Origin of the sequence: Rhodococcoides kroppenstedtii, from assembly GCF_900111805.1 — a bacterium.
Taxonomy (GTDB): domain Bacteria; phylum Actinomycetota; class Actinomycetes; order Mycobacteriales; family Mycobacteriaceae; genus Rhodococcoides; species Rhodococcoides kroppenstedtii.
Window position 1 is genome coordinate 48,598 of record NZ_FOJN01000006.1, and the last position, 16,483, is coordinate 65,080.

9 protein-coding genes and 1 tRNA gene are annotated in these 16,483 nt (G+C 69.5%); 6 read left to right on the forward strand and 4 right to left on the reverse strand.

Annotated features, from left to right (window positions below; translation table 11 throughout):
- Window positions 1–18 precede the first annotated feature (18 nt).
- Window positions 19–891 (reverse strand): NAD(P)-dependent oxidoreductase, encoded by an 873-nt coding sequence (locus tag BMZ18_RS08790; protein WP_074922097.1) that lies wholly within the window; start codon window positions 889–891, stop codon window positions 19–21.
- Window positions 892–1,000: 109 nt separating this feature from the next.
- Between BMZ18_RS08790 and BMZ18_RS08795 the strand changes: the two genes are divergently transcribed.
- Entirely contained in the window at window positions 1,001–2,533 is a 1,533-nt protein-coding gene (locus BMZ18_RS08795) for an MFS transporter (RefSeq protein ID WP_068361345.1), read from the forward strand.
- Window positions 2,534–2,682: 149 nt separating this feature from the next.
- Here the strand turns inward: BMZ18_RS08795 and BMZ18_RS08800 are convergent, their stop codons facing one another.
- The 3 genes from BMZ18_RS08800 to BMZ18_RS08810 all read right to left on the reverse strand — a co-directional run bounded on the left by BMZ18_RS08800 (window position 2,683) and on the right by BMZ18_RS08810 (window position 9,459).
- Window positions 2,683–4,149: a glutamate synthase subunit beta gene (locus tag BMZ18_RS08800; protein ID WP_068104372.1), complete on the reverse strand. Its 1,467-nt coding sequence runs from the start codon at window positions 4,147–4,149 to the stop codon at window positions 2,683–2,685.
- Window positions 4,142–8,743 (reverse strand): glutamate synthase large subunit, encoded by a 4,602-nt coding sequence (gene gltB / locus BMZ18_RS08805; RefSeq protein ID WP_068361348.1) that lies wholly within the window; start codon window positions 8,741–8,743, stop codon window positions 4,142–4,144. The genes BMZ18_RS08800 and gltB overlap by 8 nt, the downstream gene beginning before the upstream one ends.
- 630 nt (window positions 8,744–9,373) lie before the next feature.
- Window positions 9,374–9,459: transfer RNA gene (locus BMZ18_RS08810), tRNA-Leu, on the reverse strand.
- 230 nt (window positions 9,460–9,689) lie between these two features.
- Between BMZ18_RS08810 and BMZ18_RS08815 the strand changes: the two genes are divergently transcribed.
- The 5 genes from BMZ18_RS08815 to BMZ18_RS08835 all read left to right on the forward strand — a co-directional run bounded on the left by BMZ18_RS08815 (window position 9,690) and on the right by BMZ18_RS08835 (window position 16,477).
- A complete protein-coding gene (locus tag BMZ18_RS08815) occupies window positions 9,690–11,312 on the forward strand; it encodes an FhaA domain-containing protein (protein WP_068361351.1) in 1,623 nt (540 codons plus the stop codon).
- Window positions 11,313–11,506: 194 nt separating this feature from the next.
- Entirely contained in the window at window positions 11,507–11,968 is a 462-nt protein-coding gene (locus BMZ18_RS08820; protein ID WP_068106642.1) for an FHA domain-containing protein FhaB/FipA, read from the forward strand.
- Complete coding sequence (locus BMZ18_RS08825) at window positions 11,965–13,542, forward strand: PP2C family protein-serine/threonine phosphatase (protein ID WP_074922099.1); 1,578 nt, start codon at window positions 11,965–11,967, stop codon at window positions 13,540–13,542. Before BMZ18_RS08820 ends, BMZ18_RS08825 begins: the two co-directional genes overlap by 4 nt.
- Complete coding sequence (locus tag BMZ18_RS08830; protein ID WP_068365495.1) at window positions 13,539–14,996, forward strand: FtsW/RodA/SpoVE family cell cycle protein; 1,458 nt, start codon at window positions 13,539–13,541, stop codon at window positions 14,994–14,996. Before BMZ18_RS08825 ends, BMZ18_RS08830 begins: the two co-directional genes overlap by 4 nt.
- Window positions 14,993–16,477, forward strand: a complete 1,485-nt coding sequence (locus BMZ18_RS08835) for a peptidoglycan D,D-transpeptidase FtsI family protein (protein WP_068104379.1) — start codon at window positions 14,993–14,995, stop codon at window positions 16,475–16,477. Before BMZ18_RS08830 ends, BMZ18_RS08835 begins: the two co-directional genes overlap by 4 nt.
- Window positions 16,478–16,483 lie beyond the last annotated feature (6 nt).

Sequence of the window (16,483 nt, forward strand, 5' to 3'; positions counted from 1 at the left end):
ACCCTGGACGGTGGGGGGTCAGGCGGGCGGGGCGAACGCGTCGATCACCGACGCCATGTCGTCCGATCCATGGCCTCGCTCGCTCGCGTCGGCGAACGCCGATCGCACCGCGCCGAGGAGACGTCCCGCGCCGGTGTTCCTGCCGTCGGCGTCCGTCGCGTCGGTGGCGTCGATCATGAGGTCGAGATCCTTGACCACGCCGTCCACGCCGAACGACGGGGCGAACTCGCGGTCGATCATCGCGGTGCCCTTGAGCTGGGTGTAGGGCGCGCCGATCGGACCGCCGTCGAGTGCTTCGAGGAACAGCGCCGGGTCCACGCCGAGGTGCCGCGCGATCGCCACGGACTGCGCGGTGGCGGCCGTCAGCGTCGCGACCATCGCATTGCACGCGAGTTTGAGGGCGCTGGCCGCACCGGGCTCGGTCCCCGCCGACACCGTCTTCACGGCGATGGCCTCCACGACGGGCCGCACGGTCTGGAGGAGCGAGTCGGGGCCGGAGATCAGCGCGGTGAGCTCGCCCTGCTCGGCCGGGGCCTTGGTGCCCAGAACGGGCGCGTCCAGCGTCGCGACGCCATGCCGGGCGGCCAGGTCGGCCAACCGCACGGCTCCCGCCGGCCCGACGGTGGCGCTCTGCATCCACACCGCGCCGTCGCGCACCGCGGGGAGGAAGGCGTCCGCGGCGTCGGCGGTGGCCGCCTCGTCGTACAGCATCGTGACGACCACGTCGGCGTCGCGCACGCAGTCCGCCGGGTCGGTGGACCCCCGCGCCCCGGAATTCACGAGATCCGTCGTGCGCTCCGCGGTACGGTTCCAGACGGACACGTCGTGGCCCGCCCGCAGGATCGACGCGGCCATGCCCGCGCCCATGGTGCCGGTTCCGATCACTGCCACTCGCACGTGCGACCTCCCTCACCATGACGACGACGCATTTCGTCCCGCCCGTGCCGGTGTGTTCCCATCGAGGGTCGAGATCAATCGTGACTAACGGTAAGGACCGCGCATGACCAGCCCACACGCCGCTGCATCACCCCGAGCCGGGCTTCGGGAGTGGGTGGGGCTGGCCGTTCTGGTCATGCCCATCCTGGTGGTGTCGATGGACATGTCGGTCCTCTATCTCGCCCTGCCGTCGCTCACCGTCGACCTCCAGCCGAGCAGCGCCGAACAGCTGTGGATCCTCGACATCTACAGCTTCATGCTGGCCGGCCTCCTGGTGACCATGGGCTCGCTCGGCGACCGCATCGGCACCCGGCGCCTGCTCATGATCGGATCGGTCGTCTTCGGCGTCGCCTCCGTGCTGGCCGCGTTCTCGCAGAACCCCGAATCGCTCATCGCCTCCCGCGTGTCGCTGGGTATCGGCGGCGCCACCCTCGCGCCGTCGACGCTGTCCCTGCTGCGCAAGCTGTTCGTCGACCCGGTGCAGCGCGGCATGGCCGTCGGCGTGTGGACGGCCGGGTTCGCCGGCGGCGGATCCTTCGGGCCCGTGGTCGCCGGATTTCTGCTCGAGCACTTCTGGTGGGGGTCGGTGTTCCTGATCAACCTGCCGATCATGGCCCTGCTGCTCGTCGCGGCGCCGCTGATCCTGCCCGAGGCGAAGAACCCCGACCCCGGCCGCTTCGACCTGCTCGCCGTCGCGGGATCGATCGTGACCATGCTGGCCCTCGTCTTCGCTCTCAAGCACACCGCACAGGACGGCGTCGACTGGCAGGCCGGTGCCGCCCTGATGGTCGCCGCCGCCGTCGGCACGTGGTTCGTCCGTCGTCAGCGGGCGAGCACCCACCCGATCATCGACTTCCCGCTCTTCCGCAATCCCGCGTTCTCCGTCGCCGTCATCGTGATCCTGGTGTCCGTCTTCGTCATCGCCGGGTTCAACCTGCTGCTCTCGCAGTTCCTGCAGCTCGTCATGGGCTTCAGCACCCTCGAGGCCGGACTGTGGTCGTTGATCCCGGCCGTCGCGACCGCGGTCGCCTCCCTCACGGCGCCGTTCGTCATGAAGCGGCGGCACCCGTCGGTGATCCTGCTCGGGTCCATCTGTGTCGCGGCCGTGGGCGCGGCCGTGGTCGGCCTCGTCGGGCTGCCGGGGTCGGTGACCACCGGGGCCGCTCTGGCCGTGCTGTTGTGCGGCATGGTGATCGCCTCGCTCGGCGTCGGAACGGGCACCACGCTCGGCTCGGACCGCGTGCTGGCCACCGCTGCACCGGAGAAGGCCGGGGCTGCGGGCGCCGTCTCCGAGACCGGCGCCGAACTCGGCGGCGCCCTGGGTATCGCCGTACTCGGATCGATCAACCTCGCCACCTACCGCCTGGCCCTCGGCGGCGACGTACCGCCGGACAGCACGCTCGCCGGTGTGCTGTCGGACCCGACCACCGGCCCCACCGTGGCCGACCGCGCCCGTGAGGCGTACGTGGACGGCATGGTCGCCGCGGCCGGGGCGACCGTCGGGATGCTGGTGGTCGCGGGTCTGGCGTCGGCCTACCTGTTCCGCCGAGCGGCTCGGACCGCCGCGGCCGAACCCGAGCGCCTGCCCGCAGCCTGACCCCCGCGAGTTTCCCCACACGATCGGCGCCCGTTCCGCGGATTCGCGGTCCCCGGCGCGATCGTGTGGGAGAACTCGCACCGAACACCCGGACACACGTCAGCACCCCCTCCCATGACGACGGGAGGGGGTGCTGACGGTGGTTCTCGCTAGCGCTGCGCCATCTGCGTCGGCGTGATCGGCGCCGGCAGGGCGGTCTTGCCCATGAGGAAGCTGTCCACCGCGGAGGCGGCGGAACGGCCCTCGGCAATGGCCCACACGATCAAGGACTGGCCGCGGCCCATGTCACCGGCCACGAACACGCCCTCGACGTTGGTGTTCCACTTGTCCGTGCGGGCGACGTTGCCGCGCTCGTTGAGGTTCACACCGAGGTCGGTGAGCAGACCGGGCTTCTCCGGACCGGTGAAGCCCATCGCGAGCAACACCAGGTCGGCCTCGAGGTGGAAGTCGGACCCCTCCACCTTGTGGAAGCGACCGTCCTTGAACTCGACCTCGTGCGCGTCGAGCCCGGTGACGATGCCGTTCTCGCCGGTGAACTTCTCGGTGTTGACCGAGAACACCCGCTCGCCACCCTCCTCGTGAGCCGAGGACACGCGGTACACCAACGGGTACGTCGGCCACGGCGTGGAGTCGGCACGCTCCTCGGGCGGGCGCGGCATGATCTCGAACTGGTGGACGCTGGCCGCACCCTGACGGTGCGACGTGCCCAGGCAGTCCGCGCCGGTGTCGCCGCCGCCGATGATGACGACCTTCTTGCCCCGCGCGGTGATCGGCGGCTGGCCGTTGGCGTCGGTGACGGCATCGCCGAGCTGCACCCGGTTGGCCCACGGCAGGAACTCCATGGCCTGGTGGATGCCGCCGTACTCGCGGCCGGGCACCTCCAGATCACGGGCCTTGGTGGCACCGCCGGAGAGGACGACGGCGTCGAACTGCGCCCGCAGGTCCGCGGCCGTGATATCGACACCGACGTTCACGCCGGTGCGGAAGATGGTGCCCTCGGCCTCCATCTGCGCGATGCGGCGATCGATGTGCCGCTTCTCCATCTTGAACTCGGGGATGCCGTAGCGGAGCAGACCGCCGATGCGGTCGGCGCGCTCGAAGACCGTGACCGTGTGACCGGCCCGCGTGAGCTGCTGCGCCGCAGCGAGTCCCGCCGGACCCGAGCCGACCACAGCCACCGTCTTGCCGGTGAGGTACGTCGGGTAGACGGGCTGGACCCAACCCTCGTCGAAGGCGCGGTCGATGATCTCGACCTCGACCTGCTTGATGGTCACCGGATCCTGGTTGATGCCCAGGACGCACGACGCCTCGCACGGCGCCGGGCACAACCGTCCGGTGAACTCCGGGAAGTTGTTCGTGGCGTGCAGGCGGTCGATGGACTCGCGCCACCGGTCCTTGTACACCAGGTCGTTCCACTCGGGAATGAGGTTCCCCAGCGGACACCCGTTGTGGCAGAACGGGATACCGCAGTCCATGCAGCGGCTGGCCTGCGTCCGCAGCGTGTCCGTCGAGAAGTCCTCGTAGACCTCTTTCCAGTCCATGAGTCGCAGGTCGACGGGACGGCGCTTCGGCAGTTCCCTGGACGTGTTCTTCAGAAATCCCTGCGGGTCACCCACGAGCTGCCTCCATGATCGCCTCGTCCACGTCGGCGCCGTTCTTCTCGGCTTCCGAAATGGCGAGCAGTACCTTCTTGTAATCCCGCGGCATCACCTTCACGAAGTGATTCACCTGCTGCGACCAATCGGCGAGGATGCGCTCCGCGACCTCGGATCCGGTCTGGTCGCGGTGGCGGGTGACCGCGTCCTTGAGCCACGCGAACTCGTCGCCTTCGAGGGCTTCGATGTCCACCAGCTCGGTGTTCAAGTTGGCCTCGAAGGTCGAGTTCGGATCGAACACGAACGCCACGCCGCCGGACATGCCGGCACCGAAGTTGCGGCCGGTCTCGCCGAGAATGACCACCTTGCCACCGGTCATGTACTCGCAGCCGTGGTCACCCACACCCTCGACGACGGCGGTGGCGCCGGAGTTGCGCACCGCGAACCGCTCGCCGACGACACCGCGAATCAGCGCCTCGCCCTCGGTGGCCCCGAAGAGAATGACGTTGCCGGCGATGATGTTGTTCTCCGCGACGAAGTCCGGGTTGGCGTCGCGCGACGGGCGCACGACGATCCGTCCGCCCGACAGACCCTTGCCGACGAAGTCGTTGGCGTCACCCTCGAGGCGCAGCGTCATGCCCTTCGGCACGAACGCACCGAAGCTGTTGCCGGCGGACCCGGTGAAGGTGATGTCGATGGTGTCGTCGGGCAGGCCGTCGGCACCGTACTTCTTGGTCAGCTCGTGGCCGAGCATCGTGCCCACCGTGCGGTTGACGTTGGTGATCCGCGTGGTGAACTGCACCTTCTCGCCCGAGTCCAGGGCCTCCCGGCTCTGGGTGATGAGCTGCTGGTCCAGCGCCTTGTCCAGCGAATGATCCTGGGTGCCCGTGCAGTACAGGTCCTGGTTCATGAACGCCGACTCGGGCTGGTCCAGGATCGGCGACAGGTCGAGCTTCGACGCCTTCCAGTGCTCCTTGGCCGCGGTGGTGTCGAGCAGGCCGACCTGACCGACGGCCTCGTCCAGCGTGCGGAAGCCGAACTCCGCCAGGTACTCCCGGACCTCCTCGGCGATGTAGAGGAAGAAGTTCTCGACGAACTCCGGCTGGCCCGCGAACCGCTTGCGCAGCACCGGGTTCTGCGTGGCGACGCCCACCGGGCAGGTGTCGAGGTGGCAGACGCGCATCATGATGCAGCCCGAGACCACCAGCGGGGCGGTGGCGAAACCGAACTCCTCGCCGCCGAGCAGGGCGGCAACCATGACGTCGCGGCCGGTCTTGAGCTGGCCGTCCACCTGCACCACGATGCGATCGCGAAGTCCGTTGAGCAGCAACGTCTGCTGGGTCTCGGCCAGGCCGAGCTCCCACGGCGCACCCGCATGCTTGACGGAGGTGAGCGGCGTCGCGCCCGTACCGCCGTCGTGGCCCGAGATGAGGACGACGTCCGCGTGAGCCTTCGACACGCCGGCGGCGACCGTGCCCACGCCGATCTCGGAGACGAGCTTGACGTGGATGCGTGCCGACGGGTTCGCGTTCTTCAGGTCGTGGATCAGCTGCGCGAGATCCTCGATCGAGTAGATGTCGTGGTGCGGGGGCGGCGAGATCAGACCCACGCCCGGCGTGGAGTGCCTGACCTCGGCCACCCACGGGTACACCTTGTGCGCCGGAAGCTGGCCGCCCTCACCGGGCTTGGCTCCCTGCGCCATCTTGATCTGGATGTCGGTGCAGTTGGTCAGGTAGTTCGAGGTGACGCCGAAACGGCCCGACGCGACCTGCTTGATCGCCGACCGCCGCGAGTCGCCGTTCTCGTCCGGCGTGAAACGCGCGACGTCCTCGCCGCCCTCGCCGGAGTTCGACCGACCGCCGAGGCGGTTCATCGCGATGGCGAGCGTCTCGTGAGCCTCGGCGGAGATCGATCCGTAGCTCATCGCACCGGTGGAGAAGCGCTTGACGATCTCGCGCGCCGACTCGACTTCCTCGAGGGGAATCGGGGTCCGACCCTCGGTACGGAAGCGGAACAACCCGCGCAGCGACGCCAGTCGCTCCGACTGGTCGTCCACCATCTGCGTGTATTCCTTGAACACGCGGTACTGACCGGTGCGCGTCGCGTGCTGGAGCTTGAACACGGTGTCCGGGTTGAACAGGTGGTACTCGCCCTCGCGACGCCACTGGTATTCGCCACCCGTCTCGAGCTCGCGATGGGCGCGCTCGAACTTGTTGTCCAGGTAAGCAATACCGTGGCGTGCCGCCACGTCGGCGGCGATCTGGTCGAGGTCGATGCCGCCGAGCGGCGAGGTGACACCGTGGAAGTACTCGTCGACCAGGTCCTGCGACAGACCGATGACCTGGAAGAGCTGCGCACCGGTGTACGACGCGAGCGTGGAGATGCCCATCTTCGACATCACCTTGAGCACACCCTTGCCGGCGGCCTTGATGTAGTTGCGCACGGCGGCGTCGTACTCGACGCCCTGCAGGTTGCCGCGCTCGATCATGTCCTCGATGGACTCGAACGCCATGTACGGATTGACCGCGGCCGCACCGAATCCGACGAGCGTGGCCATGTGGTGCACCTCGCGGGCGTCACCGGCCTCGACGATCAGACCGACCTTGGTGCGCGTCTTCTCGCGCACCAGGTGATGGTGGACCGCCGAGGTGAGCAGCAGCGACGGGATCGGCGCCAGCTTCTCGTTGGACTCGCGGTCCGAGAGGATCACGATGCGGGCGCCCCCGGCGATGGCCGCGGACACCTGCGCACGGATGATCTCGAGCGAACGACGCAGTCCCTCACCGCCTTCCGCGACCGGATAGAGGCCGCGGACGACGACCGAGCGCAGCTCGTCGAGGTTGCCGTCGTCGTTGATGTGGACGAGCTTGGCCAGCTCGTCGTTGTGCAGGATCGGCGAGTTGAGCACGATCTGGCGGCATGCCTCGGCGGTGGGCTGCAACAGATCCCGTTCCGGACCGATGGTGCCACCGAGGCTGGTCACCACTTCCTCGCGGATGGCATCCAGCGGCGGGTTGGTCACCTGCGCGAAGAGCTGCGAAAAGTAGTCGAAGAGCATGCGGGGGCGAGCCGAGAGCACCGCGACGGGCGTGTCGGTGCCCATCGAACCGATGGCCTCGGCACCCGTCTTCGCCATGGGAGCGAGGAGAACGTTCAGCTCCTCGGTGGTGTAGCCGAAGATCTGCTGACGGATGAGCACGCGATCGTGCGACATGTGCACGTGCGGCCGCTCGGGCAGCTCGTCGACCGTGAGCAGCCCCTGGTCCAGCCACTCCTGGTACGGGTGTTCCGCCGCGAGTTCGTCCTTGATCTCGTCGTCGCTGACGATGCGGCCCTGCGCGGTGTCCACGAGGAACATGCGGCCGGGCTGCAGACGGACCTTCTTCACGATGCGCGACGGCTCGATGTCGAGCACGCCGACCTCGGACGCCATGACGACCAGGCCGTCGTCGGTGACCCACAGTCGCGAGGGACGCAGGCCGTTGCGGTCGAGCACGGCGCCGATGACGGTGCCGTCGGTGAAGCACACCGATGCGGGGCCGTCCCACGGCTCCATCAGCGTCGAGTGGAACTGGTAGAACGCCCGACGGGCGGGGTCCATGGTCTCGTGATGCTCCCAGGCCTCCGGGATCATCATGAGCACCGCGTGCGGCAGGCTGCGGCCACCCAGGTGCAGGAACTCGAGCACCTCGTCGAACCGCGCGGTGTCGGAGGCGCCGCGCGTGCACACGGGGAAGATCGCGTCGAGCTTCTCCCGGCCGCCGAAGGCGTCCGAGTCGATCAGCGCCTCCCGCGCGCGCATCCAGTTCTCGTTGCCGGTGACGGTGTTGATCTCACCGTTGTGCGCGACACGACGGAACGGGTGCGCGAGCGGCCACGAGGGGAACGTGTTGGTGGAGAAGCGGGAGTGCACCAGACCCAGGGCGCTCTCGACGCGCTCGTCCTGCAGGTCGAGGTAGAAACCCTTGAGCTGCGGCGTCGTCAGCATGCCCTTGTAGACGATCGTCGACGGGGACAGCGACGGGAAGTAGACCGTCTCGCGGCCGGGACCGTCCTTGCCCGGGCCCTCGGTCCCGAGCTCGTGCTCGACGCGCTTGCGGGCGACGAATGCCCGGCGCTCGAGGTCGAGCCCGGTGAGCGACCGATCCGGTGCGGCGACGAAGATCTGCCGGAACGTCGGCATCGCGTCGCGGGCCAGCGCGCCGAGCGACGTGTCGTCGGTCTCGAGCGTGCGCCACCCCAGGACCTCGAGGCCCTCCTCGACGACGATGCGCTCGACGCCCTCGACCGCCTCCTGCACCGCGGCGCGCGCCTGCGGGAGGAAGGCGATACCGGTGGCGTAGGCACCCTCGGCGGGCAGCTCGAAGTCCACGACGGCGCGGTAGAACGCGTCGGGCACCTGGATCAGGATGCCGGCGCCGTCACCGGTGTTGGGCTCGGCGCCGGCCGCGCCGCGGTGTTCGAGATTGACCAGTGCGGTGATCGCCTTGTCGACGATGTCGCGGCTGCGACGGCCGTACATGTCGACGACGAACGCGACGCCACAGGAGTCGTGTTCGTGGGCGGGGTCGTAGAGGCCCTGTGCTGCTGGGTACCGGTGACCGGGAATCTGCATGGTGTCTTGCCTCACTGCGAGTCGAGCCAGAATCCGCGTCGTCGTCCTGGACTCCTCCGGCACGCTCGTCGAGACGAGAGGGAGCGCACGAGGCGATCGGGAGCCGCCGCGGGGCGGTTCGAGAGCGGGTTCGCCGTTGAACACACACTCGGATCGGGCTGTCGGCCGGCGCGAACGCCCCGCTCGATGATGGTGCTCGAGCAGCGCGCCGAACGCTCGGCCGGGTGTTTCCGGGCAGGGGGGAGTGCTTGTGGGTCCACCCCGCGAGGAAAACGATAGGTCAGCACCCCGACGAATTCACAAACAAGGGTTACCTTCACGGCCCTCACCTGCGACGACGTCGAAAGCTACGACGGTACGTGGGCCGCCGGGCGTCGTTGCACGGCGTCGTGACCATTCGGTCCACCCGCCGACGTGGGCGGTCCGGGTGGCCGACCCGGTCTGCACGGCCCGGGAATCGGGCGAATGCGGACACGGTCACGCAACACCGACGATACCGGGACGACACGCAGCGCAACAGAGAGAAGAGCGCCACAACGCAGAGCGAACGAGAGCAACCGAGAACGGGACCGCCGGATACACCCGGAAACGACTGCTGGCCGCAGCGATGAGAATCAGCTACGGCCAGCGTGGTGGGCGAAGGGGGACTTGAACCCCCACGTCCCGAAGGACACTGGCACCTGAAGCCAGCGCGTCTGCCATTCCGCCACTCGCCCGAGCGACCCGAGAACGGTAGCACGGCCGTCGTCGCGGGCCGAAATCGCCGGGAGCCGCGGCGGTCCGACCGGACCGTTCGCCCGTTTCTCGGGGTCGCGGCCGGGTCGACCGACGGATTCCGGCGTATAGCATGAATGTGCTGTCCCGGACCGCCGGGACACGCAGCCGTGTCCGAAGCACAGCCGTGACCGAGAAGCAATCGGCCCGAGCACGATCGAGGGAGGGTGACGTGGGAGTGGTTCAGCGGTTCGAGCGGAAGCTGCAGAGCGCCGTCGGCGACGCCTTCGCGCGCGTGTTCGGCGGCGGCGTGGTGCCGGCGGAGGTCGAGGCAGCGCTGCGGCAGGAGGCCCTGAGCGGTGTGCGCACCCTCGACGGTGGTCACGTGCTCGCACCCAACGACTTCGTCATCACCATCAGCCCGGCCGATCACGATCGCCTCGCGTCCGATCAGGATCTGACCACGCGCGCCTTCTCCCGGCACCTGCAGGACTACATCACCGAGCAGGGGTGGCAGACGTACGGCACCGTCGCCGTGCATTTCGAGGCCGCACCGATTCTCCACACCGGCCAGTTCCGCACCGCCGGCCGCGTGAACCCGGATGCGGGGACCGACCACGGCCCCGCCGCCGACGCACGTCAGACTCGAGACCGACCCCACCGCCCCACCCCGTCGACATCAGGAGCCGTCTCCATGACTCAGAATCCCGGGAATCGCACCGAGGGCGACGAGCCCGACCGCGAGGCCGGATCCGTCACCCACGGCCCACGCAACGGCAGCGCCTACCCGGGCGAGACCGCGTCGGGCGTGGAGTCGGAGAACCGCGTTCGCCCGCCGGCCGGCTACCCCGGTCGGCCCGCGGCGGATGCGCGTCCCCGCGGTGGCGTTCAGCCTCCACACGGCGCACCGGGTCCGGAACGCGGCGATCGCGGCGGTCACGAACAGGGTGCCTACGACCAGGGCGGCTACGAGCGGGATCCGCGCGGTTACCGGCCGGGCGGGTACGAGCAGGGCGGATACCCGCCGCCACGCGGTCACGAGCAGGGCGGCTACGACCAGCGCGGCTACGAGCACGGTGGCTACGACCAGCGCGGCTACGAGCACGGTGGCTACGACCAGCGCGGCTACGAGCAGGGCGGCTACGAGCAGGGCGGCTACGGTCGTCCGGGTCCCGATCCTCGCCCGTACGGCCGGCCCGATCAGGGTTACGGCCAGCAGGGTTACGGCCAGCAGGGTTACGGCCAGCAGGGCTACCGGCAGGACTACGGACAGGACTACGGACAGCAGGGCTACGGGCAGGACTACGGCCGGCCCGACTACGGACAGCAGGGGTACGGCCGGCAGGGTTACGGGCAGGACCACGGCCGGCCCGACTACGACCGGCAGGGTTACGGCCCGGGCTACGGCCGGCCCGACACCGACGACCGCGACTGGGACCGGCAGGCGTACGACCGGCCGGGGCAAGACCAGCGTGCGTACGGCGCCGCCTACGACGCACCCGCCGCGGACGAGGGTCCGTCGACGCAGGGATACCGGGCTCCCGACCTGCACGACGCCCCCGCCGGGACCGCTACGGCGACCCTGTCGCTCGAGGACGGCAGCGGCCGGCAGTTCCAGTTGCGCGACGGGGCCAACATCGTCGGCCGCGGTCAGGACGCCCACTTCCGCCTGCCCGACACCGGGGTGTCGCGTCGCCACTTCGAGGTGCGCTGGGACGGTCGCGTGGCGACGTTGTCCGATCTCGGTTCCACCAACGGCACCACCGTCAACGGTTCGCCGGTGCAGGACTGGCAGCTCGCGGACGGCGACGTCGTGCGGGCCGGTCACTCCGAGATCCTGGTGCGCATCGTCTGATCCGGTGCACGGGGAACGCCACCGCGTCGCGGTGCGCGTGTGACCTCGCTGTCACCCCCTGCCCCTATGATGCTGCGAGATGGCACACGTGACGCGTGCGCCGGAACGTCCGTGTCGGCGCATTGCCGTCGACGTCGCCCGCGCCGACGGCACACCGTCGGCCGACCTACCGGTGGAACGAGGAGGTGATCGCTGTGCAAGGACTCGTTCTGCAACTCACGCGTGCGGGTTTCCTGGTGGTGCTGTGGCTGTTCGTCTGGGCAGTCCTGCGCACCCTGCGCTCGGACATCTACGCCGCGTCCGGACTCCGCGTTCCCCCCCGGTCGCGGAAGACACCGGTCTCCCTGCCGGGCCGTAAGCAGAAGGTGGCCAAGTACCTGGTGGTCACTCAGGGCTCGCTCGCCGGTACCCGCATCACCCTCGGCACGCAGCCGGTGCTCATGGGGCGGGCGGACGATTCCACGCTGGTCCTGACGGACGACTACGCGTCCACGCGCCACGCCCGTCTGTCGCCGCGCGGGAGCGACTGGTACGTCGAGGATCTCGGATCGACCAACGGCACGTACCTGGACCGCGTGAAGGTGACGACGGCCGTGCGGGTACCGCTGGGAACGCCCGTCCGCGTGGGCAAGACCGTGATCGAGTTGCGCCCGTGACCCTCGTTCTCCGCTACGCCGCACGCAGCGACCGGGGCCTCGTACGGTCCAACAACGAGGACTCGGTGTACGCCGGCGCGCGCCTGCTGGCCCTGGCCGACGGCATGGGCGGCCACGCCGCGGGCGAGGTCGCCTCGCAGCTGATGATCGCCGCGCTGGCGCATCTCGACGACGACGAGCCCGGCGACGATCTGCTGGGCAAGCTCGAGCGAGCGACTCGCGAGGGCAACGCCACCATTGCCGAGCAGGTCGAGGAGGACCCCGAACTCGACGGGATGGGCACCACCCTGACCGCGATCCTGTTCGGCGGACGCAAGATCGGTCTGGTCCACATCGGCGACTCGCGGGCGTACCTGTTGCGGGACGACGAGCTGACCCAGATCACTCGGGACGACACCTTCGTCCAGTCGCTCGTCGACGAGGGTCGCATCACCGCCGAGCAGGCCCACTCGCACCCGCAGCGCTCGCTCATCATGCGGGCGTTGACCGGTAACGAGATCGAGCCCACGCTGACCGTCCGTGAGGCTCGCGCGGGCGACCGCTACCTCCTGTGCTCGGACGGTCTGTCCGACGTGGTGAGCAGCAAGACCATCGCGGACACCCTGCGCGAGGGCGAGAACGACGTGTGCGCCGACCGGCTGATCGAGCTCGCGCTGCGCAGTGGCGGGCCGGACAACGTCACTGTCGTCGTCGCCGACGTCATCGACCTCGACTACGGCCAGTCGCACCCGATTCTCGCCGGCGCGGCGTCGATGGACGACGACGAGGACGCGCCGCCGCCCAACACCGCCGCCGGTCGCGCAGCGGCCATGCGCCCCCCGCGATCGACGCCGAAGCGGGTCGCGCCGGCCCCGCCGCCGGAACCGGAGAAGAAGTCGCACAAGCTCCGGTGGATCCTGACATCGGTCGCGCTGGTGGCACTGCTCGCCGCCGGCGCCATCGTGGGCTGGTCACTGCTGCAACGCAATTACTACGTCGGGACGGACGACGGACGGGTCGCAGTCATGCGCGGCGTGCCCGGTTCCGTGCTGGGGTACTCGCTCCAGACCGTGGACCTGGTCGGCTGCGTGCGCGAGTCGCCCACCGAATCGTCGTCCTCGGCCACCACCACGACGGCCCCGACGACGACGGCCGCTCCGGTGCCCGGTGCCGCCGCCCCCACGGAACCGGCACCGACCGGCGAACCCACGCCCACACCCACGCCGGAACCCGAGCCGGAGCCGGCGACCGTCGAACTTCGGTCGCCGTCCGATGCGGGCGACTGCCGCATCCTCGGTGTGGACGATCTGCAGCCGTCGGCCCGCGAGCAGGTGCGGTCCGGACTGCCGTCCGGCACGCTGGAGGACGCGCGTTCCCAGGTCACCCGCCTGGTGTCGACGGACCTGCTGCCGGTGTGCGAGGAATCGCCCACGACCTCCCCCGTCCCTACCCCCACCACGACCGACGTTCCGGCGCCGGCCCCGGGTGACCCGGCGGCCCCGCCCACGGAGAGCGCACCGCCCACGGAGACGGTCACGCCCACGCCGACCCCCACCCCCGTGGTGGGCCAGACGTGCCGGGTGGGCACTCGATGACGGCACCCTCGCAGTCCTCGCCGTCCTTCCCCAGCCCTCCCGGTGGATTCGCGCCGGCACCGCCGCAGTCCACGCGGCGTGGTGTCGAGGCCGCACTCCTCGCGGCGGCGACGTTGATCACCACGCTGTCCTTCGTGCTGGTCGAGGCCAGCCAAGAGCAGGCCGTGACCTGGGACCTGGCGAAGTACGGTCTGGCGTACCTCGCGATGTTCGTCGTCGCCCACGCCGCGGTGCGTCGGTTCGCCACCCATGCCGATCCGCTGCTGTTGCCCATCGTGGCGCTGCTCAACGGTCTCGGCCTGGTGCTCATCCACCGACTCGACCTCGCCGCGGAGGAATCCGCGCGGTACCTCGGCACGGATGCGCCGTCACCGGACGCGAACCAGCAGGTCCTGTGGACGGCCCTCGGTATCGCGTGCTTCGTCGCGGTGCTGGTCCTCGTCCGCGACTACCGCACCCTCGCGCGCTACGGCTACACCCTCGGCCTCGGCGGCCTGCTCTTCCTGGCGCTGCCCGCCGTCCTGCCGGCTTCTCTCTCGGAGGTCAACGGGTCCAAGATCTGGATCCGGCTGCCCGGCTTCAGCATTCAGCCCGGTGAGTTCGCCAAGATCGCGCTGTTGATCTTCTTCGCCTCCGTCCTGGTGGCCAAACGTGAGCTCTTCACGACCGCCGGCAAGCACGTGTTGGGCATGGATCTGCCCCGAGCGCGCGATCTCGGTCCGATCGTGGTCGCCTGGATCGTCTCCATCGGGGTCCTCGTGTTCCAGAAGGACCTCGGCACGTCGTTGCTCATCTACTCGACGGTGCTGGTGATGATCTACATCGCCACCGAGCGCGTCGGGTGGATCGTCGTGGGGTTGACGCTGCTGCTGGCAGGATTCGTGCTCGCCTACAACACCTTCGGGCACGTGAAGATCCGTACGGACACCTGGCTCGACCCGTTCGCGGACTACAACGACACCGGGTACCAGATCTCGCAGTCGCTGTTCGGTCTCGCCACCGGGGGCATGGGCGGCACCGGTCTCGGCAGCGGTCGCCCGTCGCAGGTGCCGTTCGCCAACACCGACTTCATCATCGCCACCGTCGGCGAGGAGCTGGGCCTGATCGGGCTCGCCGCCGTGCTCATGCTGTACCTGTTGTTCGTCCTGCGCGGCGTCCGCACCGCCCTGGCCGTGCGCGACAGCTTCGGCAAGCTGCTCGCGGCCGGACTGTCCGTCATCATCGCCGTGCAGCTGTTCGTCGTGGTGGGCGGGGTGACCAAGCTGATCCCGCTGACCGGTCTCACCACCCCCTTCATGTCCTACGGAGGCTCGTCCCTGCTCGCCAACTACGTTCTCGTGGCCCTGCTGATCAAGATCTCCGACGCTGCCCGCGCGCCCGTCGTTCCGCAGAAGCGCGGACCGGCCGGCCCGCAGATCGGTGACGCACCCACCCAGGTGGTGAAGCGCCCGTGAACACACCCCTGCGCCGCGTCGCGATCGGCATCATGGCCATGGTCGTCGTGCTGCTCGCCAACGCCACCTACGTCCAGGTGATCAAGGCCGACGATCTCCGGACCGATCCGCGGAACTCGCGTGTTCTGTTGGACGAGTACGCCCGTCAACGCGGACAGATCTCGAGCGGCGGCCAGGTCCTGGCCGCGTCCGTCGCGACGGACGATCGGTACAAGTACCTGCGGACCTACCCGTCCAACCCCGCAGCGCCGTCGAGCGCACTGGCCAACGCGCCGGTCACCGGCTTCTACTCGATGCTCTACTCGAGCACGGGGCTCGAGCGGGCGGAGGACCCCATCCTCAACGGGTCGGACAACCGGCTGTTCGGCAAACGGTTCTTCGACCTGCTGGCCGGCCGCGACCCCCGCGGTGGCAACGTGGTCACCACCATCGACCCCGTGATGCAGCAGGTCGCCTACGACCAGCTGACCAGCAAGGGCTACACCGGATCCGTGGTGGCCATCGAGCCGTCCACGGGCAAGATCCTCACGATGGTCTCGACGCCGAGTTACGACCCCAACGAACTGGCGTCGCACGACGGTGAACAGACGGCCGCAGCCTGGGAACGGCTCAGCCAGGACCCCACCAACCCCCTGGTGAACCGGGCGATCTCGCAGACCTACCCGCCGGGCTCGACGTTCAAGGTGGTCGTCACCGCGGCCGCCCTCGCGGACGGCGCGTCCCCCGACACGCAGCTGACGGCGGCACCGGACATCACGCTGCCCGGTACCTCGACGACGCTCGAGAACTACAACGGAGCGACCTGCGGCGGCGGCGCCACCGCGTCTCTGCGCGAGGCTTTCGCGCGGTCGTGCAACACCGCCTTCGTCGAGCTCGGCATCGACGCCGGTGCGGGCGCCGTGTCCGACACCGCGGCGGCGTTCGGCGTGGGCGAGAGCCAGTCCGTGCCCCTGCCGGTCGCGCCCAGCACCGTCGGGGACATTCCCGACGACGCCGCGCTCGGGCAGTCGAGCATCGGCCAGCGGGACGTCGCCCTCACGCCGCTGCAGAACGCCGAGATCGCCGCGACCATCGCGAATCGTGGTGTGCGCATGGCCCCACATCTCGTCGCGCAGCTCCAGGCACCCGATCTGTCCACGCTCGACACCACCGAACCGACGTCGCTGGGCCAGGCCGTCTCACCGGAGGTCGCCGGCACCCTCACCGACCTGATGATCGGAGCGGAGAACAACTCCGGTTCCGAGGGCCGGATCCCCGGGGTGCAGATCGCGTCGAAGACGGGCACCGCCGAGCACGGCAGCGACCCGCGCAACACCCCGCCGCACGCCTGGTACATCGCGTTCGCACCCGCGGAGGATCCGAAGATCGCGATCGCCGTCATCGTCGAGGACGGCGGGGACCGCGCCCTCGCGGCCACCGGCGGGTCGGTCGCGGCTCCGGTGGCGCGGGCCGTACTCGGCGCCGGATTGCAGGGGAGGTGAGCCACG